The organism is Nocardiopsis sp. MG754419 (assembly GCF_018207095.1).
Classification (GTDB): Bacteria; Actinomycetota; Actinomycetes; order Streptosporangiales; family Streptosporangiaceae; genus Nocardiopsis.
Genome location: NZ_QOCZ01000051.1, coordinates 40363 through 63555, shown reverse-complemented (window position 1 = coordinate 63555; position 23193 = coordinate 40363). Strand labels below are relative to the sequence as shown.

At 71.0% G+C, this 23193-nt stretch carries 21 protein-coding genes; 1 reads left to right on the top strand and 20 read right to left on the bottom strand.

All coding sequences use genetic code 11. The features are described 5' to 3' along the window. Positions 1-230: 230 nt before the first annotated feature. The 13 genes from DSY14_RS12505 to DSY14_RS12445 all read right to left on the bottom strand — a co-directional run bounded on the left by DSY14_RS12505 (position 231) and on the right by DSY14_RS12445 (position 14503). Positions 231-977, bottom strand: coding sequence for a YebC/PmpR family DNA-binding transcriptional regulator (locus tag DSY14_RS12505; protein WP_211716685.1), 747 nt, complete (start codon positions 975-977; stop codon positions 231-233). After that, entirely contained in the window at positions 974-1582 is a 609-nt protein-coding gene (pdxT, locus tag DSY14_RS12500; protein WP_211716684.1) for a pyridoxal 5'-phosphate synthase glutaminase subunit PdxT, read from the bottom strand. Before pdxT ends, DSY14_RS12505 begins: the two co-directional genes overlap by 4 nt. A 206-nt stretch (positions 1583-1788) precedes the next feature. After that, positions 1789-2700 carry a pyridoxal 5'-phosphate synthase lyase subunit PdxS gene (pdxS, locus tag DSY14_RS12495; RefSeq protein ID WP_211716683.1) on the bottom strand — a complete coding sequence of 304 codons (912 nt, stop codon included), beginning with the start codon at positions 2698-2700 and terminating at the stop codon, positions 1789-1791. A gap of 226 nt (positions 2701-2926) precedes the next feature. Next, a complete protein-coding gene (locus DSY14_RS12490) occupies positions 2927-3448 on the bottom strand; it encodes a hypothetical protein (protein WP_307851202.1) in 522 nt (173 codons plus the stop codon). A gap of 26 nt (positions 3449-3474) precedes the next feature. After that, positions 3475-4653, bottom strand: a complete 1179-nt coding sequence (locus tag DSY14_RS12485) for a glycosyltransferase family 4 protein (RefSeq protein WP_307851201.1) — start codon at positions 4651-4653, stop codon at positions 3475-3477. A 137-nt stretch (positions 4654-4790) separates the two neighbouring features. After that, positions 4791-5753, bottom strand: coding sequence for a phosphatidylinositol mannoside acyltransferase (locus DSY14_RS12480; protein ID WP_211716682.1), 963 nt, complete (start codon positions 5751-5753; stop codon positions 4791-4793). A 51-nt stretch (positions 5754-5804) separates the two neighbouring features. Then, complete coding sequence (gene pgsA, locus DSY14_RS12475) at positions 5805-6440, bottom strand: phosphatidylinositol phosphate synthase (RefSeq protein ID WP_211716696.1); 636 nt, start codon at positions 6438-6440, stop codon at positions 5805-5807. 134 nt (positions 6441-6574) lie between these two features. Then, positions 6575-7150, bottom strand: a complete 576-nt coding sequence (locus DSY14_RS12470) for an HIT domain-containing protein (protein ID WP_211716681.1) — start codon at positions 7148-7150, stop codon at positions 6575-6577. Between the two features lie 455 nt (positions 7151-7605). Further along, positions 7606-9303, bottom strand: a complete 1698-nt coding sequence (locus DSY14_RS12465; protein WP_249187763.1) for a DUF885 domain-containing protein — start codon at positions 9301-9303, stop codon at positions 7606-7608. Between the two features lie 90 nt (positions 9304-9393). Then, the gene (locus tag DSY14_RS12460) at positions 9394-9990 is read right to left on the bottom strand and encodes an ATP/GTP-binding protein (protein WP_211716680.1); all 597 of its coding nucleotides are present in this window, start codon (positions 9988-9990) and stop codon (positions 9394-9396) included. 34 nt (positions 9991-10024) lie between these two features. After that, positions 10025-10444 (bottom strand): DUF742 domain-containing protein, encoded by a 420-nt coding sequence (locus DSY14_RS12455; RefSeq protein WP_249187762.1) that lies wholly within the window; start codon positions 10442-10444, stop codon positions 10025-10027. 98 nt (positions 10445-10542) lie between these two features. Next, on the bottom strand, positions 10543-10944 hold the full coding sequence (locus DSY14_RS12450) for a roadblock/LC7 domain-containing protein (protein WP_017599665.1): 402 nt from the start codon (positions 10942-10944) through the stop codon (positions 10543-10545). 232 nt (positions 10945-11176) lie between these two features. Then, the gene (locus DSY14_RS12445; protein WP_211716694.1) at positions 11177-14503 is read right to left on the bottom strand and encodes a nitrate- and nitrite sensing domain-containing protein; all 3327 of its coding nucleotides are present in this window, start codon (positions 14501-14503) and stop codon (positions 11177-11179) included. Positions 14504-15203: 700 nt separating this feature from the next. Here DSY14_RS12445 and DSY14_RS12440 point away from each other — a divergent pair. Next, positions 15204-16364: a M15 family metallopeptidase gene (locus tag DSY14_RS12440; RefSeq protein ID WP_249187761.1), complete on the top strand. Its 1161-nt coding sequence runs from the start codon at positions 15204-15206 to the stop codon at positions 16362-16364. Between the two features lie 21 nt (positions 16365-16385). Here DSY14_RS12440 and DSY14_RS12435 read toward each other — a convergent pair whose 3' ends face one another. From DSY14_RS12435 to DSY14_RS12405, 7 genes are all read right to left on the bottom strand, one after another. Next, positions 16386-17051, bottom strand: a complete 666-nt coding sequence (locus tag DSY14_RS12435) for a hypothetical protein (protein ID WP_211716678.1) — start codon at positions 17049-17051, stop codon at positions 16386-16388. Between the two features lie 150 nt (positions 17052-17201). Next, the gene (locus tag DSY14_RS12430; RefSeq protein WP_211716677.1) at positions 17202-17426 is read right to left on the bottom strand and encodes a hypothetical protein; all 225 of its coding nucleotides are present in this window, start codon (positions 17424-17426) and stop codon (positions 17202-17204) included. Positions 17427-17558: 132 nt separating this feature from the next. Continuing rightward, positions 17559-18590: a LacI family DNA-binding transcriptional regulator gene (locus DSY14_RS12425; protein WP_211716676.1), complete on the bottom strand. Its 1032-nt coding sequence runs from the start codon at positions 18588-18590 to the stop codon at positions 17559-17561. Positions 18591-18738: 148 nt separating this feature from the next. Beyond that, complete coding sequence (locus DSY14_RS12420; RefSeq protein WP_211716675.1) at positions 18739-20133, bottom strand: GH1 family beta-glucosidase; 1395 nt, start codon at positions 20131-20133, stop codon at positions 18739-18741. 238 nt (positions 20134-20371) lie between these two features. Continuing rightward, positions 20372-21247, bottom strand: coding sequence for a MetQ/NlpA family ABC transporter substrate-binding protein (locus DSY14_RS12415; protein ID WP_211716674.1), 876 nt, complete (start codon positions 21245-21247; stop codon positions 20372-20374). Positions 21248-21325: 78 nt separating this feature from the next. Next, a complete protein-coding gene (locus DSY14_RS12410; RefSeq protein WP_211716673.1) occupies positions 21326-22048 on the bottom strand; it encodes a methionine ABC transporter permease in 723 nt (240 codons plus the stop codon). Further along, the gene (locus DSY14_RS12405; RefSeq protein WP_211716693.1) at positions 22048-23004 is read right to left on the bottom strand and encodes a methionine ABC transporter ATP-binding protein; all 957 of its coding nucleotides are present in this window, start codon (positions 23002-23004) and stop codon (positions 22048-22050) included. The genes DSY14_RS12410 and DSY14_RS12405 overlap by 1 nt, the downstream gene beginning before the upstream one ends. Between the last annotated feature and the right edge of the window lie 189 nt (positions 23005-23193).

Genomic DNA, 23193 nt, shown 5'->3' with positions numbered 1-23193 from the left:
GGCGCGCGGCGGGGCTCCCCACCACCCGATCGGGTCCCGTGGATCGCGCCCGCCACGCCCCGAACGGCACGCGTCCCTCGTGCGCACGATCGGTGGGTCCTAATGCGCTCGACCAGGGCGGGCGGGGCCGGTGATCGGCGCGGGTGCGGGATTTCTCCGGCCCGAACGCACGAACGCCTGTGGCCGCACCCCACGGTGCGGCCACAGGCGTTCGGGTCGGAAGGCGGAGCCTAGAGCTCGGCCATGACCTCGTCGGGGATGTCGGCGTTGGTGAAGACGTTCTGGACGTCGTCGGAGTCCTCCAGGGCGTCCACCACGCGCATGATCTTCTTGGCGGTCTCGGCGTCCACCGGGACCTCCATGCTCGGCAGGAAGCTGGAGTCGGCCGAGTCGTAGTCGATCCCGGCCTCCTGCAGGGAGGTACGGACCGCGACCAGGTCGGTGGCCTCGCACACGATCTCGAAGGACTCGCCGAGGTCCTCGATCTCCTCGGCGCCGGCCTCCAGGACCGCCAGGGTCACGTCGTCCTCACTGGTGCCCTCCTTGGACACGAGGACGACGCCCTTGCGGTTGAACAGGTACGAGACCGAACCGGCGTCGGCCATGTTGCCGCCGTTACGGGTGACCGCGACGCGCACCTCGGAGGCGGCGCGGTTGCGGTTGTCGGTGAGACATTCCACCAGCAGAGCCACACCACCGGGGGCGTAGCCCTCGTACATGATGGTCTGCCACTCGGCGCCACCGGCCTCCTCACCGGAGCCGCGCTTGCGGGCACGCTCGATGTTGTCGGCGGGCACCGAGTTCTTCTTCGCCTTCTGGATGGCGTCGAAGAGCGTCGGGTTGCCTTCCGGGTCACCACCGCCGGTCCGCGCTGCCACCTCGATGTTCTTGATCAGCTTGGCGAAGAGCTTGCCGCGCTTGGCATCGATGACGGCTTTCTTGTGCTTGGTGGTGGCCCACTTTGAGTGGCCGCTCATGCGTGTCCTTTCACGATGTCGACGAAGAGGCGGTGGATGCGCGCGTCGCCGGTGAGTTCGGGATGGAAGGACGTGGCCATCAGGCCGCCCTGTCGTACGGCGACGATCCTACCGGCCTCGTCCGCACCGGCGACGCTCCCGAGAACGGCGACCTCGGGGCCGACCCGCTCCACCCAGGGCGCACGGATGAACACGGCGTCGAAGGGGTCCTCGCCGATCCCGTCGACGGGCACCCGCGCCTCGAAGGACTCGGACTGTCGTCCGAACGCGTTGCGGCGCACGGTCATGTCGATGCCGCCGACGGTCTGCTGGTCCGCGGTGCCACCGAGGATCTCGTCGGCCAGCATGATCATGCCCGCGCAGGTCCCGTAGGCCGGCATGCCCGCCGCCACACGCTTGCGCAAGGGCTCCATGAGGCCGTACCGCAGCGCCAGCTTGGACATGGTGGTGGACTCGCCGCCCGGCAGGACGAGGCCGTCCACGGCGTCCAGGTGCTCCGGGGAGAGGACCTTCACCGCGGGCGCGCCCAGGGACTCCAGGACGGCGAGGTGTTCGGCGACGTCACCCTGGAGGGCGAGGACACCGATGGTGGGTGCGACGGTCAACTACGGCCTCACTCGGCTGAGGGGGCGGGGGTGCGGGACGGTGATGTGCGCGGGCGACGGGAGCGGTGCCCCGCCGCCCGAACGATGCTCTGTGGGGCGCCACGGAGGTTCCGCACCCGCCGGTGCCGGGGACCGGAACGGCCCACGGGCCGTCGGTCACCGCCGGGAACCGGCGAGGACGAGGGCGGACACCCGGAGCCGGGCCGTTACCAGCCTCGTTCGGCGTAACGCTGGGAGTCGGACAGATCTTCCAGGTTGATGCCGACCATGGCCTCGCCCAGACCACGGGAGACACGGGCGATCACGGCCGGGTCCTCGTAGTGCAGCGTGGCCTGCACGATGGCGTCGGCGCGCTTGGCGGGGTCACCGGACTTGAAGATGCCCGAGCCGACGAAGACGCTCTCCGCGCCGAGCTGACGCATGAGCGCGGCGTCGGCGGGGGTGGCCACGCCTCCGGCGGAGAACAGCGGCACCGGGAGCTTGCCGAGGCGCGCGACCTCCTTGACGATCTCGTAGGGGGCGCGCAGCTCCTTGGCGGCACCGAACAGCTCGGGCTCGTCCAAGGTGCCCAGGCGCTTGATCTCACCGTTGATGGAGCGCATGTGGCGGGTCGCCTCGACCACGTTGCCGGTGCCGGCCTCGCCCTTGGACCGGATCATGGCGGCGCCCTCGGCGATGCGACGCAGGGCCTCGCCGAGGTTGGTGGCACCGCAGACGAACGGAACGGTGAACGCCCACTTGTCGATGTGGTACGCCTCGTCGGCGGGGGTCAGGACCTCGGACTCGTCGATGAAGTCGACGCCGAGGGACTCCAGGACCTGCGCCTCGACGAAGTGACCGATGCGGACCTTGGCCATGACGGGGATGGAGACCGCCTCGACGATGCCGTCGATCATGTCGGGGTCGGACATACGGGCCACGCCGCCGTCCTTGCGGATGTCGGCGGGCACGCGTTCCAGCGCCATGACCGCGACGGCACCGGCGTCCTCGGCGATCTTGGCCTGCTCGGGCGTGACGACGTCCATGATGACGCCGTTCTTGAGCTGCTCGGCCATGCCGCGCTTGACGCGCTGGGTACCGACGGCGTTGTCGGAGCTGTGCGATGCGTTGTTGGCCACGGTGATGGGCTCCCGTTGTCGTCTTCTGGTTGGGGGATCGACCCCGGCCGGACGGCCTCGGCGCATCCCGGGCGTGACTCGACGGCCTCGCGCGCGGGTGCACGGACACCGTCGGCGCCGCGTGCCCCGGGTCGACCAGCCTCCTATTCTAGTTCCTCCCGGTTCGGGGGCTTTGGCCAGATCGGCGTTTATCCCAGGTCGACCGCTCCATCGCGGAACCCGACGGTCAGTCGGGGTCCGCTCGGGGCCGGGTCCGGGCCGTCACCGTCACCTGGTCGTCCATCTCGAAGTAGTCGGGCAGGGCGGCCGTGCCCGCCAGGCGCAGGACGCGCACGAGTCGGGATCGGCGGGCACGCCGGGTGTCGGACACGGCGTCGTTGTGGAAGACCCGGGCGAGGTGGACCCCGCGCGCCGCGAGCAGCACCTCCGCCCGCCACGGGTCGGCCGTGGGACCGCCGTGTCCGGCCAGCGTGGTGCGCAGAGCCACCGACAGCGCGCTCTCGGCGAGCTCGCGGTGGTCGTCGTCGGCGCGGCGGGCCCGGTTCGCGGCCGCGGTGAGGACGGTCGCGGACGCCGGGTCGAGACGGTCGGAGGCGACGAGGTCGAGGACGGCGGCGGCCCTGCGGAGCAGGGCGGCGTCCAACGCGGCGCGCGCGGTCTCCACCCGGTGGTGGAGCCGGTCCAGACGCGTGGCGCGCCAGGACAGGTAGAAGCCCGTGAGGACCAGGATCAGCAGGATCACGGCCACCGTGGTCGCGAAGGAGACGTCGCCGGTCAGGGTCGCTCACCCCGAGGGAAGGGGCCGATGGGCGTGCCGCTCTCCGGACGGATGCGGCTCGGACGCACCGGCCCGTGGCCGTCCCCGGTCAGGACGGTCTCGTACACGTGGGCGATGTCGGCGGCGACGGTCCCCCAGTCGTAGGCGCGCACCGCGGTACGGGCCGCCTCGGACAGCGCCGTGCGTCGATCGGGGTCGTCGAGCAGGACGGCGGCCCGCGCGGCCAGGTGGTCGGGGTCGCCGACACCGAACAGCTCCCCTGCCGCACCGCCGTCCAACACCGCGTCGAAGGCGGGGATGTCACTGGCGACGATGGCGGCGCCGGCGGCCATGGCCTCGGTCAGCACGATCCCGAAGCTCTCCCCGCCCAGGTTGGGGGCGCAGAAGACGTCCGTGGAGTGGTAGGCCCGGACCTTGTCGACGTCGTCGAGTCGACCGACCAGGACCACACGGTCGCGCAGGTCGTCGGGGACACCGGACAGGTCCGGGTCGCCGGGACCGGCGACGAGCAACCGCAGCCCCGGGCGGTGCCGCGCGAGCCGCACGAAGGCCGCCAGCAGCACCGCCAGACCCTTGCGCGGTTCGTCCAGACGGCCGAGGAAACCGAGGGAGCCGCCCTCACCGGGCCAGCCCGGCAGTGGGTCGGCGTGCGCGAAACGGCGGACCGACACCCCGTTGGGGATGAGAACGGCGTCGCCGCCCACGTGTTCGACCAGGGTGCGCCGGGCGGCCTCGGAGACGGCCACGCGGGCGTTGATCTTCTCCAGGGCCGAACGCAGCGCGGTGGAGGTGGCCGACATCGCCCGCGAGCGCGGGTTGGAGGTGTGGAAGGTGGCGACGATGGGTCCGTCCGCCGCCCAGCAGGCCAGCAGGGAGACGCTGGGGGCGGCGGGTTCGTGGACGTGGAGCAGGTCGAACCCGCCCTCGGCGATCCAGCGGCGGACCCGGGCCGAGGTGCGCGGGCCGAAACGGACGCGCGCCACCGACCCGTTGTAGGGCACGGGGACGGGCCGCCCCGCCGAGACCAGGTGGGGCGGCGTGGGGTGGTCGGGGTCGCCCACCGGGGCGAGGACGGACACGTGGTGGCCCATCGCCATGAGCGTCTCGGCGAGATCCCCCACGTGCTGCTGGACACCGCCGGGCACGTCCCAGGAGTAGGGGCACACAATGCCCACCCGTCGCCCGCCACCACCCTCAACGGACGCCTCCGGCGCGGACCACACCCCACGTCGCCCGCCACCACCCTCAACGGACACCTTCCGGACGGGCTCCCCGCCCCGGCGTTCTCCGGGACCACCAGACCCCAAGGGGATCAGCCCCGTCCTCTCCGTGTCCGGGCGGACGCGACCTCCGTCGGGGCGACCTCCCGCTCGTGGCGGTCGGCCCGGTCCTCCTCGTGGTCGGCGCTGAAGACCGCCTGGAGCATGTGCCAGTCCTCGGGGTGCGCGGCGATGGCGCCCTCGAACACCCGGGCCAGGGCCTGGGTGGTGTCCTGGACGCGTCCGGCACGGGAGGGGCCGGTGGCGACCGGGATCTCGTCGTGGACCCGGATGTTCCAGTACGGGCCGTCGTACCAGAGCGAGACCGGCATCAGGGCGGCGCCGGTGTTCAGCGCCAGCGCCGCCGGCCCCGAGGGCATGCGCGCCTTCTCCCCGAAGAAGTCGACCTCCAGGCCGGTGCCGTTGATGTCGCGGTCGGCGAGCAGGCACACCAGGCCGCCCTCGCGCAGCCGCCGGGCGAGCGCCCCCACCGTGTCCGATCCGCCGTTCAACGGCAGCACCTCCATGCCCAGGGACTCGCGATAGGAGGTGAAACGGCGGTAGAGGCTCTCCGGTCGCAGCCGCTGCGCGACGGTGGTCAACGGGGTGCCGCGAGCCGCCATCCACGCCCCGGCGTGGTCCCAGTTGCCCATGTGCGGCAGGGCGGCGATGACGCCCCGGCCGGAACGAACGTGCTCCTCCAGGACCTCCACCCCGCTCTGTCGGGTGTGGGACAGGAGGTGTTCGCGGCCCATCGCGGGCAGACGGAAGAGTTCGTAGTAGTACCGCATGTAGGAACGCATCCCCGCCTTGGACAACGCCCTGAGCTGCGCGTACGTGGCGTGGGGGCCGACCAGCCTGCGCAGGTTGCGTTCCAGCCCACGGGTGCCCGCGTCATGGGTGCGCCAGGACCGGTCGGCGATCCGGCGGAACACCGCGCGGCCCGCGTTCTCCGGAGAACGGCGGACCATCGTCCACCCGGCCGCGTAGGCCAGGTCGGCCGTGCGTTCGTCCACGTCGTGCTTCCTCGTCGTGTTCTTCCTCGTCGTCCCGGGACCGTGCGGTGCTCAGGCGCCGTTGTCCGCCCTGTTGCCCGAGCCCTCACCCTGTTCCTCGGCATAGCCGGGGTCGTTGAGTCGGGCGCGGGTCTCGATCAGCCGCTGGAGGATGGTGATGAGACTCATCCCGGCCAGCAACCAGAGGCCCCCGGCGAGGATGTACGGCACGCCGAGTTCGCTCAGGCCGACGGCGACCAGAACGATGACGAGCCGCTCGGTGCGTTCGGCGACACCGACGTCGCAATTGACGCCCAGCCCCTCCGCGCGGGCCTTGATGTAGGACACCATGAACCCGCTGATCAGGCAGAACAGGGTGAGACCGGCGAGCATCGGATCATCGCCCTCACCGACGAACCACCACATGAGCCCGGCCAGGATGGCGGCGTCGGCCGCCCGGTCCAGGCTGGAGTCGAGGAAGGCCCCGAAGGCGCTGGCGCTGTCGTTGGCACGCGCCACCGCCCCGTCGAGCATGTCGAAGAGGGCGAAGACGGTGATGACCACCGAACCCGCGTAGAGCTGGCCGCGGGGGTAGAAGTACAGGGCGCTGACGATGACGCCGAGGGCACCGACGATGGTGACGACGTTGGGCGTCAGGCCGATCCGGGCCAGGCTCCGACCGAGCGGAGCGGTGACCCGGGAGATCATGGGACGAAGGATTCTCAGCATGTCTTCTTGCGATCGTAGGACGGGAACGGGCTTGGGGGTGGGAGCCGCACCCGCTGGGGGTGGCGCGTCACCGGGGTCACCGTCTCAGGTCATGGTCCCGGGACCGGGCGGGGTCACCCCCGGGGCCAGTGTTCGGCCAGCGCGACGCGGGTCTGCTCCAGCATCTCGGGCAGGATCTTGGTCTGGCCGATCACGGACATGAAGTTGGTGTCGCCGCCCCAGCGGGGCACGATGTGCTGGTGGAGGTGGGCGGCGATCCCGGCACCGGCAACGGTACCGAGGTTCATGCCGACGTTGAATCCCTGCGGACTGTAGGCGCCGGTCAGCGCGTGGATCCCCGCCTGGGTGAGCGCGGCGATCTCCGCGGTCTCGTCCGTGTCCAGTCCGGTGTAGTCGGACACGTGCCGGTAGGGGCACACCAGCAGATGACCGCTGTTGTAGGGGTAGAGGTTGAGCACCGCGTAGGCGGTCTTGCCGCGGGCCACGACGAGCCCCTCGGGGTCGGTCAGTCCGGGTGCCCGGCAGAACGGACAGCCGTCCTCGGCACGGGGGCCGGTGGGTTTGCCCTCACCCTTGATGTAGGCCATGCGGTGCGGTGTCCAGAGCCGTTCCCAACCGTCGGGGGTGCCGGTTCCCGCACCGGGTGGGGTGCCCGCACCGTCGTCGGGTGCGTCGTCGGCGCCGCGCATGGCTCGTCCGTTCCCTCGCTGACCGTTTTCGTACTCCGCGTCCCAGCATAGAAGCGCACGGGAGCGGCCGCGCCGGGGTACGCCGGGTGTTCCGAGGCCCGGGGCGGTCCGAGGGACGACCCCGACGGGCGGACCGGACACGTGCCGTACAGGGGCGCGGCGGAACGGACGCCGAGGGTCGTGTCGGCCGGTCACCGCCCGTCTCACGGCCCACGAGCAACCGGTCGGATCACGCGGACCGGCGAGCCCGCCGTTCCCGTCCACGTCCGTCGCGACGGACCACCGGGGGTGCTCCTCGCTTCGCACGTCGGCGGACCGTGCTTGTCGGGCCCGTGGAGGGGCCGGAGGCGGGAGGGTGACCAACGCTCCCTCCCACCGAGGCTCCCCGGGGTTCCCGCCGCGCCGTCGGGCGTCCGCGCGCGGGCCCGTGCTCGGCGGGCCCCGGAGACCTCGACCTACAGACCGAGGAGGGCGCGCAGGTGGCGCGGCGGCGGGGCACCGTGCGCGAGCATGGCGTCGTTGCGTCGACGCTCGTTCAGGTCCGGCCGGGCCGCCTTCAGGTCACGGGAGAGGTCGGCGACCTCGGCGTGCCCGACGTAGTAGGTGGACAGCTGGGCGCTGGTCAACTCGGCCCGACGCCACTTGCCGTGGGCCTCGCCCTCCTCCTGGTGACCGCGCTCGACCATGAGGGCGATCGCCTCGGGCTCGGTGATGTCCCTGGTGTGCACACGCACGTCCAGGATGGCGTTGAGGATCATCCGCAGCCGCATCTTGAGCTGGACCAGGCGCAGGGCCAGGTTGGTGCGGCGGGACTCGGCGTCGAGGCCGTCGGTCCACCCGTGTGCGGCCAGGAGCGACTCGGCGTGCACCGCCCAGCCCTCGACGAACGTGCCGCTCCACAGCACCCGTCGCACCCGCGTGGAACCGTCGTGGCGCGCCGCGTGGGCCAACTGCAGGGCGTGTCCGGGCAGCGCCTCGTGGACCATGAGGTTGCGCAGCAGCATGCCGTTGTACTCGCGGAAGAACGACGCGCGGCGGGCGCGCGGCCAGTCCGCGGGGGGCGGGGCGACCGCGACCAGGGTGGGCAGCTCCGCCACACGCGGGTCCAGCGGCCCGGGGGGTTCGCAGTAGGCCACGGCCGGCCCCCGACGCGCCTCGGGCATCGGCACGACCCGTACCGGGTCCTCGTGCACGGTGACCATGTCGAGTTCGCGGACGCGTCGGTACAGGTGGGCCAGGGCCTCCTCGGCGAGCGGACGGATCGTGTCGGCGTCGGTGGCGTGGTCGCGGGCCAGTCCGGCCAACACCTCGGCGGTCTGCCCGGGGCGACGCGGTCGTCCCTCGTACTCCGCGGCGACCTCGGCCAACTCCTCCTCCGTGGCGATGAGGTCGCTCTCGGCGCGCACGCGCAGTGCCTCGGGTGAGAGCTCGGAGTCCAGGGTGTACCAGAGCCGGGCGGCGAAGACCCGCTCCCCCAGCCGCGGATCGGCGGTGGCGAACTCGGTCTCCGCGCGCAGCCAGGAGGTGTACTCGTCCACGGCGGCCAGGGCCGCCTCACGCGCGCTCTCCCACCTGGGCGGTCGGGTGGACGCGGCCGAGGCGAGGGCCGGCAGGTCGTCGGTGAGCATGGCCCGGGCGCCCGCCAGTTGGGCCAGGGCGGTCTCGGCGTGCACGCGCGGGATGCCGGGCCCCTGGGACAGGCGTTCCCTCGCCGTGGCCAGGTGGTCGGGCAGGGCGGCGCAGCGGGCGGCGAGGGCCTCCAGGCGCTCCGGCAGGGGCAGGGAGTCGCGTTCGAGGAGGACGTGCAGTGCCTCGCCCGGCGTGTAGGTGAGCGGATCCCAGGTGTGGGGCCGCAGTTCGGCGGTGTGCCAGAGGTCGGCGGAGACCCGCGAACGCAGGACCTCCAGGTCGACGGCGTCGCCGGTGGGCAGCAGGTCCTGGTCGATCTCGTCCAGGGAACCGAGGGCGTCGGTGAGGACGGCCACCCGGCGGGCGTCGGCTTCGACCGTGTGGTCGGTCAGGCGGTGGGCGCCGCGCACGTCACCGAGGTCCAGCGCCCATTCGGGGGCGTCGGCCAACAGCGCGTCGAGCACCGCCTCGGCGACGTCACGGAACCGTCGGGTCATCGCAGCGGCGTCGGAGGAAGAGCTCATGCGGCCATGATGCCGGCACGAAGGCCCGGTTCCCGTCGGACGGGAACCGGGCCGTGCTCGTGCGGGACCCCGGCCCGGGAGTGGTCCTGGTCAACGCCAGGAGTTCTGACCCCCGGTGGAGGTGGGCTGTTGCCCGGCCGCGCCCTCGGGGTCCCCCACCGTGATCGCGTGCTCGACGAGGGTGATGAGCGTCGACTTGGTGGAACCCTTGTCACGGGCGTCCACCTGGACGATGGGGATCTCCGGGCTGAGCGTCAGCGCGTCCCGGACCTCGTCCGCGGCGTGGGGGTAGTAACCGTCGAACCCGTTGATCCCGACGATGAAGGGCAGACGCGCCTCCTCGAAGTAGTCGATCGCGGGGAAGCAGTCGGCCAGACGACGGGTGTCCACCAGCACGACGGCACCGATCGCGCCCTTGACCAGGTCGTCCCACATGAACCAGAACCGGTGCTGTCCGGGGGTGCCGAACAGGTACAGGATCAGGTCCGAGTCGAGGGAGACACGGCCGAAGTCCATGGCGACGGTGGTGGTCTGCTTGTCCGGCGTCTTGGCGAGGTCGTCCACCCCGACGCTGGCGCTGGTCATGACCGCCTCGGTCGTCAGCGGCACGATCTCGGAGACGGAGCCCACGAATGTCGTCTTCCCGACACCGAAGCCCCCGGCGACGACGATCTTGACCGACGTCATCGCGTTCCCCCCAGCACCGCCTTCCTCGGCTGGGCTAGAGCTTGCGAAGTCCACTGAGCACCCTTTCAAGCAGGTTGGTGTTGGGGCGAGCGTCATTGTTGAGCGAGGACCTGATCTGGACCAGTCCCTGCTCGGACATGTCCGCCACAAGCACCCGCGCCACGCCGAGGGGCATCCGCAACAACGCGGAGATCTCCGCGACGGAACGCCATTCCCGACACAGGTCACTGATCGCCTGCCATTCAGGCGTCAGCGTGCCCGACTCGTTCCGAGCCGCAGCCGTGGCCGAGATCAGTGCTTCCAGGGGAAGCTGCGACTTCGGCTTGGTACGGCCCTTCGTGACCGCGTACGGACGCACCAGCGAACTGGGTGCGCTGCCGCCCGGCGCGGGTCGTTGGTCATACGGTTGTTGGATTGGTCGAGGAACATCTCCGCCGCCCGGTACGGCCGGCATCCCTCCGGTGGAGGGATGGCCCGGCTGTTGACCGAACCACGAGGCGCTCCCGGCATCTCTACTGTGAGGTGCCACCACTTCCTCCTGTCGGTGGTGGATCAGTGGATTCCCGAGGTGCGCGCCGTTGGTGTCAGCGCCCGCCCCGCCCGCTCGACGAGCAGGGTCATCTCGTACGCGACCAGACCGAGGTCGCTCTCGGCGGCCGCGAGGACCGCGAGGCAGGAGCCGTCGCTGATGGCCATGATGAGCATCAGCCCCCGCTCCATCTCCACGACGGTCTGGGCGACCGCACCGCCCTCGAACACCCGGGACGCGCCCTGGGTCAGGCTGGACAGGCCGGAGGCGATCGCCGCCAGCTGGTCCGCCCTGTCGGTGGGGAACCCCGCGGACGACGCCAACGGAAGGCCGTCCGAGGAGACGACGATCGCGTGGGCGACATCGGGTACCCGGTCGGCAAAGTCAGTGATCAACCAGTTGAGTTCATTGACCTGTCGACTCATCTGATCTCCTGTCCAAGTTCGCCGGCTGGTCTTTCGGCACTGCTACCGCCGGCACGGCATGTGACAGCACTGCCTCTGCGAACTTCCCGGCTCCTCCGGTGGGGGAGACCGGGAGTCTGGTGTTCTGTTCTCGTCAAGCGATGGGTGTGGTGCGTCCGAGAAGCTCGGTAGATGCTATTGCATCCTGCTTCCCGGAATAAGGGGGACCCCGTCCCGCCACCGGCCACGTGGGTCACTCCTCCGCCGTTTCGTCGCCGCGCCTGTTGCGCCCCTCCCGAACACCCTTCTGCAGACCGGAGAACCGGTTGCGGACACGGTCCGCGCTACGGGTCGGCATCTGCTTGAAGTTCTCCGGTTTGGGTGCGGTCCCAGGAACAAGGTTTGCCTTGGGAACCCGTTTTGGCAAGCCCGAGGTGGTCAGACCTCCCGCGAGAGGTTCGGCGGCGGTACGCGCCGCCTTCCACCCGCGGTCGGCGGCGGAGTTCCAGTCCTGCTCCGAACGCGAGTTCTGGTCAGGCTGCGGAGCCGGTTCCTTGCTGGTGGGACGGCTTTCGGCCGGCTGCACCTGCGGAATCGGACCGGTTTCGGTGGCATCCACGGTCGGGCCACCGCTCCGGCGCTTGAACCAGTTGGACTCGATCGCGTCGAAGATCGGCAGCGAGTCGGAGCCCTCACCGACGGGCGTGGGGGGCACGACGGTGTTGTTCGGTCCCTGGGTGCCGCCGTAGCGGCGGGACAGGTAGGCGGTGGAGCCGTAGCCCTCGCGACCGTCGCCGGCACCGTTGCGTCGGCCTCCGGCCTCGTGGGGCTCGGTCGGACGCGGACGCTGGGTCTGCTCCGGGGCGGGCGGCGCGGAGTCCCAGGCGGAGATCGCCGGGAAGGTCTCCGTGCTGGCGTCCCCGTGGTCGGCGCCCCGATGGTGCGAGCCGGTGTCGTAGGAACTCGTGGAGGCGCCGTCGTGGGCACCGTGGGAGCCGTTGTCGTAACCACCCGTGGAGGAGGTGTCGAAGGCTCCGCCCCGCTGGACGCCGGTGTCACGGGACCCGGTGTCACCGGTGGAACGGTTCCTGCCGCCGCCGAAGGCGTCGTAGGAGTCGCTCTCCCGCCGTTCGGCCTCGGTGGGCCGACGGAAGGCACCGGTGTCCGCCGGCGGCCGACGGAAGGCGCCGGTGTCGGAGTCCCGTCGGAACGCACCACTGTTCGGGCCGCTGTACGAGCCGCTGTCGGTGGAGCGGGGCGCCGGGTCGAACAGGCTGCGGCCGGTGTCCTGGGGCCTCGGCTCGTCCTCCTCCGGCGTGTCGTAGGGGTCCACCACGGACCCGGCACCCTGGTCGAAGGCGCCGTTGGTGGGCGAGAGCCCCTCGGCCCGCTTGGGGGCCTCCCAGACCGAACCGGTTCCGGGGTCCTCGTTCTTCCACAGGTCCTGACCGCTGGGCGGGTGCTCCTCGGAACGTCCCCCACCCGGGGTGCGCTTGGGCAGACCGCCCATGTCGTTCGGGGAGAGGCCGCCCCCGTCCTGGTGCTGCCAGGGGTCGCCGGGCTCCTCCGCCGCCGGGGTGGCCGCGAAGGCCGCCTGGGCGTCGGCGAAGGTATCGGGCGCACCCGCGGAGAGCTCGGGACGGGCGCCCGGGCCGCCGAGGGCGTGCTGGCCCTCGACCGGCGTGATGAGCAGGTCCGGCGGGAAGATCACGGTCGCGGTGGTACCGCCGCCGTGCGCCTCCTTGAGGTTCAGCTTGATGCCGTGTCGGTGCGCCAGGCGCGAGACCACGAACAGACCCATGCGGCGCGAGACCGCGACGTCGATGACCGGCGGAGCGGCCAGACGGGCGTTGATGCCCGCGAGGTCGTCCGGGGCCATGCCGATACCGCTGTCGGTCACGTCGACCTGGACGACACCGCTGTCCAGGCTCTTGGCGCTGACGAGCACCTCGGTGTCGTGCGGGGAGAAGGCGGTGGCGTTCTCCACCAGCTCGGCGACGAGGTGGATGACGTCGTTGACCGGTCGGCCGAGGACCGAGATGTGGGAGGGGGCGCGCACGTTGACGCGCTCGTACTGCTCGACCTCGGAGACGGCGCCGCGGAGGACGTCGACCAGCGGGACGGGCTGGGCCCACTTACGGGTGTTGTCCTGGCCGGAGAGGACCAGCAGGTTCTCGTTGTTCCGGCGCATACGGGTCGCCAGGTGGTCCAGCTGGAAGAGGTCGGACAGACGGTCGGAGTCCTGCTCGGACTGCTCCAGGCCGTCGATCAGACGCAGCTGCCGCTCCACCAGGGTCTGGCTTCGGCGGGACAGGTTGACGAACATCGCGTTGACGTTGCTGCGCAGCGCGGCCTCGTCGGAGGCCAGTGTCAGGGCCACGCGGTGGACGTCGTCGAAGGCACGGGCGACCTCGCCGATCTCGTCCTGGGTGTCGACCTCGATGGGCGTCACCTTGACGGTGTCGGGGACCGAGCCCGCCTCCTGCATCCGGTTGATCGCGTCCGGCAGGTCGCGCTCGGCGACGCGTCGGGCGCCGTCCTCCAGGGTGCGCAGCGGGCGCACCAGGGAGCGGACCACGAGCGAGGTGAGGATGAAGACGGCCAGGAGCACGCCGGCGACGATGACGAGGTCGATGATCGTGCGGATCAGCGCGGCGCCGCGCAGGTCGTTGGCGTCGTCCGAGATGCCCTCGGCCAGTCCGGTCTCGACCGCGTGGAGGCGTTCGAGGGCGATGTCGGAGATCTCCTTGTAGTCCTCGGGGCCGTCGTTGGCGGTCACGCCGGTGAGGTCGTCCCCGCGCTCGGCGCGGTACATGACGCGCATGCGCATGGTGGAGACCTGGCTGACCTCCAGACCCGTGAAGTTCTCGTCGAAGATCGAGCGCTGTTCGGCGCTGGCCGCCTGGACGAAGTTGGAGACCTCGTTGTCGTAGCGCGCCCGGCTGGAGTCGATGGCCTCGGCGATACCGCCGGTCATCTGGTTACGAGCCAGTGAGTGGCCCATCAGCGCCGTCTCGTAGGACAGCTGGTCGCGGGCGTTCGACAGGGCGGTGAGGGCGCGAACGCTCTCCCGCAGCTCGGTGTCGTTCGTCTCGTCCGCGATCGTCTGGTTGAAGTCCGCGAGCGACCGGATGACGGTCCGGTACTTGGTGACCACGGGCAGGACCGTGATGCGGGTCTCGTCGACCTCGGTGCGCAGGGACTCCAGGGTGGCGAGTTGGCTGCGCATCGTCGAGAGGCGCCCCTGGGCCAGGTCGCCGTCCATCTCGCCCATGTCGTCGAGACGGGCGGTCAGCGTGCTCTGGAGGTCGCGGGAGGAGTCCCGCTCGTCGTCGAGCTCCTGGCGGAGGGCGTCCGAGCGGCTGCCCGGGTCCGCGCTGTCGGAGATGTAGACCGCGCCGGCCGTGCGTTCACGACCCAGTTGGTTGGCCAGCTCCACGATGAGGACACCGATCTCGGCTCTGTCCTCGATGTGGGCGTGGGTGACCGTGGAGACCGAGGCCTCGTAGACCCTCAGGCCGCCGAGCGCGAGCGCCACGGCGGTGGGAATGACGATGAGGGCCACCAGTCGGGAGCGCACCCGCCAGTTACGTGGCCGCCACCGGTTGGCTTTGCGCCGGGGCCTGGCGTCGGCGTGTTCGGCCTGTGGGGCCTCGCCTTGTGCGCCGGCCTCGTTCTTCGTCGCTCGTGTCGACACGGACCCTCGCAACCTTTCGTGTCACCGCCTCGAACGGCTGTTGAACCCAGGGGTGGAACCGCTCCGGACCGGAAAATCGGTAGAGACCACGTGGTCCACCAGATGCAGGAAGCGGTGGGAGTGTGGGGAGATGTGAAGACTGTCCGCCGGACTCGCCTGGGAGGAGAGGAGCCGCACACCAGATCCTGTCGAGGTGCGCGTGCGGTGGATAGCGTACCAATGGGCGCGAAGCGCTCGCTTCGGCCGTTTGTACCGATTGATCGAGATCCACAGCGCTGACCGGGGGTCATAATGCCCACTCTGCCCCCATTATGACCAATCCCCCAGGTCAGATGGGGAGACCGAAAACCCCTCGGACATTGAGGTAACTATTTGGACACACCCCCCGCCTCGTTACCAAGAGCGACGACACGTGACATCGTGACAGGACGTACACGCAGGTCCGGGGGGAGTTTCGGAGATGCGCACCGCGCCACGCCCACAGTCGATCACCCGCAGCGAGGCGACGGACACACTGGGATGTCCGAGCACGTCAGCAAGGGTCGCTTCGAGCCGCCAGATTTCGGTCAACGGACTGCTTCCTTTGGGCGTCGCCCTGCTGTCCACGCTCGCCCTCGCCGCCCCCGCCGCGGCCGCGCCCCCGAACGACCTGGAGGTACTCCGGGTGGAACTCGCCACCGCCCGATCGGACGTGGCGGCTCTGCGTGAACAGGCCTCGGAGAGGATCGAGGTCTATCTCCGGGAGGCCGCGCGTCTGGACGAGGCCACCGAGGCCCGCGAGGCCGCGGACCGCCGCTCCCGGACCGCGGCCGAGCACCGGGAGGACCGGCGCCTGAACGCGGCACGCCAGGCCGCCGGGGCCTACAAGGGCGCCGACCTGGACATCGCCCAGGCCTGGACCGGTTCCGAGGGGCCCGTGGGGCTCCTGGAACGCGGCGCCTACCTGGTCCTGCTCGGTGAGCACCGCTCCGCGGACCTGGGGCGGGCCGAGGCCGCCCGTGTGGCGGCCGACACCCTCTCCGAGGCGGCCGGCGCCGCCGAGGAGGAACAGCACGAGGCCACCGAGGACGCGAAGGAGGCACGGGAGTCCGCCGAGGAGGCCATCGAGGCGCAGGAGGAACGCGCCCGGGGACTCCTGGAACAGCAGACGGCGTTGGAGGAGGCCCTCGCCGCGACCGAACCCGACGACCCGCAGGACGAGGACACCGACGACGGTGCGGACGAGGCGCGGTCGGACCGCGCGGCGGAGGCCTCCGGACCGGTCCCGGACACGGAACCGGCGGCGGCCGCGGACCCCGCCGAGGCCACGGAGGCGCGGGAGGCGTCGGAGGGCGTGTGCGCCGGCGACGACGTCGCGGGCTTCGACAACGGTCACATCCCCGACACCGTGCTGTGCCCGCTACCCCAGGCCGGCGAGATGCTGCGCGCCGACGCGGCGGAGTCCTTCGTCGCGCTCGACGAGGCCTATCGCGCCGAGTTCGGTCGCCCGATGTGCGTGACCGACTCCTATCGGCCCTATCACGAGCAGGTCCGCCTGTTCCAGGAGATGCTGCCCGGCATGGCCGCCCGGCCCGGGACGAGCGCCCACGGACTGGGGATCGCCGTGGACCTGTGCGGCGGCGTCAACGAGGTGGGGACCGCCGAGCACCGCTGGATGCTCGACCAGGCCCCCTCCCACGGCTGGGACAACCCCGACTGGGCACGCGGCGGGTTCGAGCCCTGGCACTGGGAGTACACGCCCTGACCGGGCGGCACGCCCCCGCGTTCAGACCTGGGAGCCGACCCTGACCTCGAAGGTGCCCAGTTCCCCGGCGTCGACGAACAACTCGTCGTCCGCCTCCAGTCGCGGGGTGACGATCGGCAGCACCGCGTGCACCCGCCCGGGTCCGGACGTGAGGCGAGGGTCGCCGAGGTCGACCCGCCCACGGCCGTTCTCCTGTTCCTCCACCGAGGTGGCCAGCTCCACCGCACCGAGTTCCAGCTCGTCGGCGGTGGTCAGGACGGGTCCCAGGATGAGCTGCACGCCGTCGCCGGCGCCGTCCAGCCACAGGCAGGCGGGGGTGTAGGCCAGGGCCTGCCCCGGTCCGACGGCGACCGCCGCCACGCCCACACACGCGACCCGGGCCTCGGGGAGTACCGCGTCGTCGACCCCGCGCACCAGTTCGGGGTGGATCTCGAACTCCTGGTCCCCCACCCGGACCGGTACCAGGGTGCGGGGCGCGACGGGGGCGCACATGCGCGCCTCCGGCTCCACGATGATCTCGATGGCGCCCTCGACGGCGCGTCGGTGTGCGGCCTCCAACGCGGCCAGGCCGGCTTCCAGCAGCCGGTCCAGGCCGTCCTGGTCGGGGCTGCCCATCACGTCGCCGTCATCGAGGGCGCCCACCCGGGTGCCACCACCACTCGGCGACAGATAGGTGACCCAGCGCAATGTGCCCACTCCCCCTGTGCTGTTCCCGTCCCCGGGGGCGTACGGACGACCCCCTCCCGCCGACCGGCGGGCGACGTCCACGGAACACGCCCCGCTGCGGGTGGCGTGCCCATGATCCTCACACCCACTTTTGCACGGACCGGACGGGGCTCAGGACGTGACCACGGGACCGTGCTCCTTGCCGGTCCCGGCGCAGCCACGGCAGGGTTCGTCGATCCGGGACCAGACGATCACCCCACTGGCCTCCCGATGCGGACGCTCGGGCCGCCACCATCCGGTGCCGGAGCAGTACCTGCAGTCGAGTCCGTCCCGGTCGCATCGAACGCACTGGGCGATGGCGCACCGGGTGTGGGTCGGCTCCCGCGTCGGATCCATGCGCTCCCACCGTCTCCCCCGAAATCCGGACCAGCCTCGCACAGGCGGGACCGGCGAGTCCAGAGGGATGAATGGGACGAAAGTCCGGCTCGGCGGCGGGGTAAGGGATCCCGTACCGAACCGACCGCCGGTTCATCCGGAATCGCGGACGACCAGATGCGTCTCCAACGTGACCAGCTCCGACTCGGCGGTACGCGGAATGGCCACGTCCACGAGCAGGCGCGCCATCTCCCGACCCATCTGGACGGTGGGCTGATGGACCGTGGTCAACGACGGGGTGCTGTGCTGGGCCATGAGGCTGTCGTCGAACCCGACCAGCGCCACGTCCTCGGGCACGCTCAGGCCGCGCTCACGCAGGGTCCGGATGGCACCGATGGCCATCATGTCGGAGGCGACGAACAGCGCGTCGGGGTGCGCCCCCCGGTCGAGCAGCTCCGCGGTCGCCTCGGCGCCGCCGTCGACACTGAAGTCGCCCTGCACCACCAGGTCCTCGTCGACCCGTCGACCGGCCTCGGCCATGGCCTCCCGGAAACCCTGGAGACGCCCCACACCCGCGTTCATGTCCTGGGGACCGGTGATGGTGCCGACCCGTTCGTGCCCGGTCTCCAGCAGGTGCCGGGTGGCCACACGTCCCCCCTCCACGTTGTCGACGTCCACGCAGAAGGGCGCGGGCGCGACGTCGGAGTAGGGCCGGCCTCCGTGCACCACGGGCACGCCGGAGTCGGCCAGCCTGGTGGTGAGAGGGTCGTCGCGGTGCAGGGAGACCAGCAGGGCGCCGTCCACGTGCGCACCGCTGAGGTACTCGCCCACCCTCTTGTGCTCGGCCTCGCCGCGGGCGGTGGTGAGCATCAGTTGGAGGTCGCGTTCGTGCAGGACCGAACTGACGCCGCGGATGATGTCGGCGAAGAAGGGGTCCGCGAACAGGCGGTCCCGCGACTCCGAGACCACCAGGGCCACCGTGTCGGTGCGCCGGGTGACCAGCGTGCGCGCGGCCTGGTTGGGGCTGTAGCCCAGTTCCGCGATGGCGTTGTGCACCGCCTCGCGGGTCCGCGGGCTGACCTGGGAGGACCCGTTGATTACCCGGGACACAGTCCCTCGGCCCACTCCGGCCCGTTGCGCCACCATTTCCAGGGTCGGCCGCTGTCGGCCGCCGCTCTTGGCCACTTCGAGGCTCCTTGGACTGTCTACCGTGCCGCCCGGACGTTCCGGACGGAGGGCGTGGAGGGTCACGTCACCGTGCCGCCGCGGACCGGCCCCGGAACGACGCGCGAGTGGGGCGCCCCGGGAGGAGCGCCCCATCGACCGCGGTGGATCACCGTGCGGGGAACCTTCCGGTCCTGGCCAACTCGGCGTACCAGTGGCCCGTGTCCTTGACGATGCGCTCCTGCGTCTCGTAGTTCACGTGCACGATGCCGAATCGGCGGGAGTATCCCCACGCCCACTCGAAATTATCCAGAAGTGACCAGGCGAAATAGCCGCGCAGGGGGATTCCGGCGTGGATCGCCTCACGTACGGCCCGCAGGTGGCCCTCGTAGTAGTCGGTGCGATCGACGTCGTGGACGGCGCCGTCCTCGACGGTGTCCTCGAACGCGCAGCCGTTCTCGGTGACGTAGAGGTCGATGCCTCCGCTCTCACCCGCCAGACGCTGGAGAACGTCGAACAGGCCGCTCGGGTCGATCTCCCAGCCCATGTGGGTGACGGGAAGCCCCTGGGAGACGTGGACCTCCTCGGGGTCGGCCCCGAGCCAGGCCTCGCCCTCGCCGCTGACCAGCGCCGGGTCCAGCCCCTTGGCCGAACCGGCGACGAACTCCGGCGAGTAGTAGTTGATCCCCAGGAAGTCCAGGGGCGCGGAGATGGTCGCCAGGTCCCCCTCCTTCACGAAGGAGAAGTCGCTGATGTCGGCGAGGTCCTCCAGGACGTCGGCCGGGTAGGCGCCCTTGAACAGGGGGTCGGTGAAGATGCGGTTGCGCACGCCGTCGGCCCGACGGGCGGCCCGGGTGTCGGCGGCGTTGGCGCCGTGGGGGCGGATGACCGCCTGGTTGTGGGCCAGGCCCACGGTGGCGGGGTGGCCGGTGGAACGGATCGCCTCGACCGCCAGCCCGTGCCCGAGGAGCAGGTGGTGGGTGGCGGCGAGCGCCGCGGCGGCGTCACGGTGGCCGGGCGCGTGGTGCCCGTTGTGGTAGCCGAGGAACGCCGAGCACCAGGGCTCGTTGATGGTCATCCAGTGGGAGACCCGGTCCCCGAGGGCGTCGGCGACGACCTTGGCGTACTCGGCGAAGCGCAGGGCGGTGTCGCGGGCGGGCCAGCCGCCGGCGTCCTCCAGTGGCTGGGGCAGGTCCCAGTGGTACAGCGTGGCCCACGGCTGGATGCCGGCCTCCAGGAGGCCGTCGACGAGCCGGTCGTAGAAGTCGATGCCGGCCTGGTTCACCTTGCCCGTGCCCTCGGGAACGATCCGGGGCCAGGCGACCGAGAAGCGGTAGGCGCCGAGGTTGAGCCGCTTCATGAGCGCGACGTCCTCGGCGTAGCGGTTGTAGTGGTCGTCGGCGGGGTCACCGGTGTCCCCGTTCAACACCTTGCCGGGGGTCTCGGCGAAGGTGTCCCAAATGCTGCGGCCGCGACCGTCGGCGGTGGTGGCGCCCTCGATCTGGAAGGAGGCGGTGGCCGCCCCCCAGAGGAAGTCCTCGGGGAAATCGTTCGGGTTACTCACTGCTACGTTACGCACCTTCCGTGACGAGGGGAATCGGCTTGGGAGCGCTCCCATAACGGAAGCAGAACGGCACTCGCAAGTCAACGCGTCCAGAGTTCGCCGAAACGCAACCGTTACGCGGTGGGGTCGTGGATCCCGAAGGGCACCGGGACCCACGACCCGCACCGCTCACCTCACGACGGTGGGGCGGACGGGCCATGGCGGACGGCCCGTGGCGGAACCGCCTCCCAGGGGTGGGCTACTCGCCGCCGTCCTGCGGCTCGGCGGCACCGTCCATGGGGATGACGATGCCCTGCCAGCGCTCCTCCATGAAGTCGCGCACCTCCTGGCTGTGCAGCAGCTCGTTCAACCGCACGATGTCCTCGGCGTCGACGTCCTCCGAGCGCACCACCAGACCGTTGCCGTACACACTGCCCTCGGTCTCCTCCCAGGCCAGCGCGTTCGCGGTCTCCGGCAGGTCCGCCTCCAGCGCGTAGTTGCCGTTGACCACGGCCGCGTCCACGTCCTGGAGCGAACGCGGGAGCTGAGCGGCCTCCACCGGGGTGAGGGTGATGTCGAGTGGGTTGTTCTCGATGTCGGACTCCTCGGGGCTCTCACCCGCACCCTCCGCCAGCGTGATGACGTCGTTGGCGGCCAGCAGGTTGAGCGCCCGCCCCATGTTGGACACGTCGTTGGGCACGGCGATCTCCGCGCCCTCGGACAGGTCGTCCAGGTCCGCGACGTCCTGCGAGTACAGCCCGAAGGCCTCCAGGTGCACGTCGCTCACGTACTCCAGGTCCGCGTCGTCGTTGCCGGCGAGGTACTCCTCCAGGAACGGGCGCGTCTGGTAGTAGTTCGCGTCCAACTCGCCCTCGGTCAGAGCGGCGTTGGGCTGGTTGTAGTCGGTGTACTCGACGACGTCGATGGCCAGCCCCGCGTCGGCCGCCAACTCGTCGTTGACGAACGCGAGGATCTCCGCGTGCGGCAGCGGTGTCGCCCCCACCCGGAGGGTCACCACGTCGTCGTCGGCACCGTCCTGCTCGGACCGCTCGCTGGGGCTTCCGCACCCCGCCAGCAGCACGGCCGCGGCGCCGGCCACGGCGATCCCCCGCAGCACGTTCGCACTCCCTGTCATGGCTGTCTCCTTCTCCTTACCGTTGCTTCCGGACGACTCACGGGGGGATACGGGGGACGGAGGGCGGGGGTCGGGACGTCAGCGTCGGGACAGTCGGCGCACCAGGAGATCACCCAGGCTCTGCGCGATCTGGACGATGACCACCAGCAGGATCACGGTCGCCCACAGGTAGTGGTCGTTGAAGCGCTGGTAGCCCTCACGGATCGCGAGGTCGCCCAGGCCACCGCCGCCGATGGCGCCGGCCATCGCCGAGTAGGAGATGAGCGTGACCACGGTCATCACCAGACCGGCGATGAGACCCGGCATGGCCTCGGGCAGCATCACCTTGCCCACGATGGTGAACCTGCGGGTGCCCATGGCGTGCGCGGCCTCGACGACCCCCCGGTCCACCTCGCGCAGCGAGGTCTCCACCAGGCGCGCGAAGAAGGGGATGGCGCCGATGCTCAACGGCACGATCGCGGCCGTGGGGCCGAGCGTGGTGCCCACCAGGAACCGGGTGAGCGAGAGCACCGCGACCATCAGGACGATGAACGGCAGCGAGCGGCCGATGTTCACGATGGCGCTGAGCACCGCGCGCACGGTCGGGGCCGGGATGAGCCCGCCCTTGTCGGTGGCGACCAGGAGCACGCCGAGGGGAAGACCGAACAGCACGCTGAAGACGGTCGCCCACCACACCATGTAGATGGTGTCCTGGGTGCCCAACCAGAGGCTGGGCCACATGTTCGGCCAGTCCCGGACGAAGTCGGCGACCGCGGTCAGGGCGTCGCCGTCCTGGGCCAGGTGGAGGATCTCGTCGGTCATCACTTTCCGGCCTCCTCGACCAGCAGGCCGTGCTCGGACAGGTAGGTGAGCGCCTCGGTGCGGCGGGCCCCGCGCATGTCGACGCTGAGCCGGCCCACGGACTGACCGGCGACCTGCTCCACACCGCCGCCGAGGATGTTGACGTCCACGTCGAAGCGGCGGGTCAGCTCGGACATGAAGGGCTCGTCGAAGGAGCGCGGGTAGGTGATGACCACCGACTCCGGCCCTCCGTTGTCCGGCAGCGGGAACAGCGAGCGCGCCAGCAGGGAACCCGGGGTGCCGATGAGGTCCAGCACCCGGCCCGACTCCAGGAACCTGCCGTCCTCCATGATCGCGGCGGAGTCGCAGATCCGCTTGATCACGTCCATCTCGTGGGTGATGAGCAGGATGGTCAGACCCAGCTCGTCGCGCAGGCGGCGCAGCAGGGCCAGGATGGACTCGGTGGTGGCGGGGTCCAGCGCCGAGGTCGCCTCGTCGCTGAGCAGGACCTTGGGGTCCGAGGCCAGCGCACGGGCGATGCCCACGCGCTGTTTCTGACCGCCGGAGAGTTGGGACGGGTAGGCGCGGGCCTTGTCGCCCAGCCCGACCAGCTCCAGGAGTTCGCCCACACGGGTGGCACGCCGGGACCGGGAGACCCCGGCCACCTCCAGCGGGAAGCCGACGTTGCCGGCGACCGTGCGGGAGGAGAGCAGGGCGAAGTGCTGGTGCACCATCCCGATGTGACGGCGCGCGGCGCGCAGGCGCGCCCCGCGGAGGGAGGTGAGCTCCTCGTCGCCCACCCGGACCGTGCCGGTGTCGGGGCGTTCGAGGAGGTTCACCGAGCGCAGGAGGGTGCTCTTGCCCGCACCGCTCTGGCCCACGACCCCGTAGATCTCGCCGGACTCGACATTCAGGTCGACCCCGTTGAGGGCATGGACCCGACGTTTCTTCAACCTGTAGGTCTTGTGGAGACCCACTGCGTCAATCACGGTTTTCCCATCGACGTCTGGCGGTGGTGTCGCAGCTCCCGCGCGCACGCGGGCGAAGAGGTGCTGGACTCAGCGTGGGATCGACGCCCACACCCGAGCGTACGAAGTGCCTGGTGGTGGGCGTCGGCGACGCGCCGGAGCGGCGGCCGGGGGCCCTGATCGGGCCCGGGACGGCGC

What these genes read in the sequence shown, in the direction of transcription:
- DSY14_RS12465 (WP_249187763.1), bottom strand. Translation starts at nt 9,303, where the DNA reads ATGAGCTCTTCCTCCGACGCCGCTGCGATGACCCGACGGTTCCGTGAC.
- pgsA (WP_211716696.1), bottom strand. Translation starts at nt 6,440, where the DNA reads ATGATCTCCCGGGTCACCGCTCCGCTCGGTCGGAGCCTGGCCCGGATC.
- DSY14_RS12470 (WP_211716681.1), bottom strand. Translation starts at nt 7,150, where the DNA reads ATGCGCGGCGCCGACGACGCACCCGACGACGGTGCGGGCACCCCACCC.
- DSY14_RS12455 (WP_249187762.1), bottom strand. Translation starts at nt 10,444, where the DNA reads ATGCCGGCCGTACCGGGCGGCGGAGATGTTCCTCGACCAATCCAACAA.
- DSY14_RS12460 (WP_211716680.1), bottom strand. Translation starts at nt 9,990, where the DNA reads ATGACGTCGGTCAAGATCGTCGTCGCCGGGGGCTTCGGTGTCGGGAAG.
- DSY14_RS12450 (WP_017599665.1), bottom strand. Translation starts at nt 10,944, where the DNA reads ATGAGTCGACAGGTCAATGAACTCAACTGGTTGATCACTGACTTTGCC.
- DSY14_RS12430 (WP_211716677.1), bottom strand. Translation starts at nt 17,426, where the DNA reads ATGGATCCGACGCGGGAGCCGACCCACACCCGGTGCGCCATCGCCCAG.
- DSY14_RS12415 (WP_211716674.1), bottom strand. Translation starts at nt 21,247, where the DNA reads ATGACAGGGAGTGCGAACGTGCTGCGGGGGATCGCCGTGGCCGGCGCC.
- DSY14_RS12505 (WP_211716685.1), bottom strand. Translation starts at nt 977, where the DNA reads ATGAGCGGCCACTCAAAGTGGGCCACCACCAAGCACAAGAAAGCCGTC.
- DSY14_RS12410 (WP_211716673.1), bottom strand. Translation starts at nt 22,048, where the DNA reads ATGACCGACGAGATCCTCCACCTGGCCCAGGACGGCGACGCCCTGACC.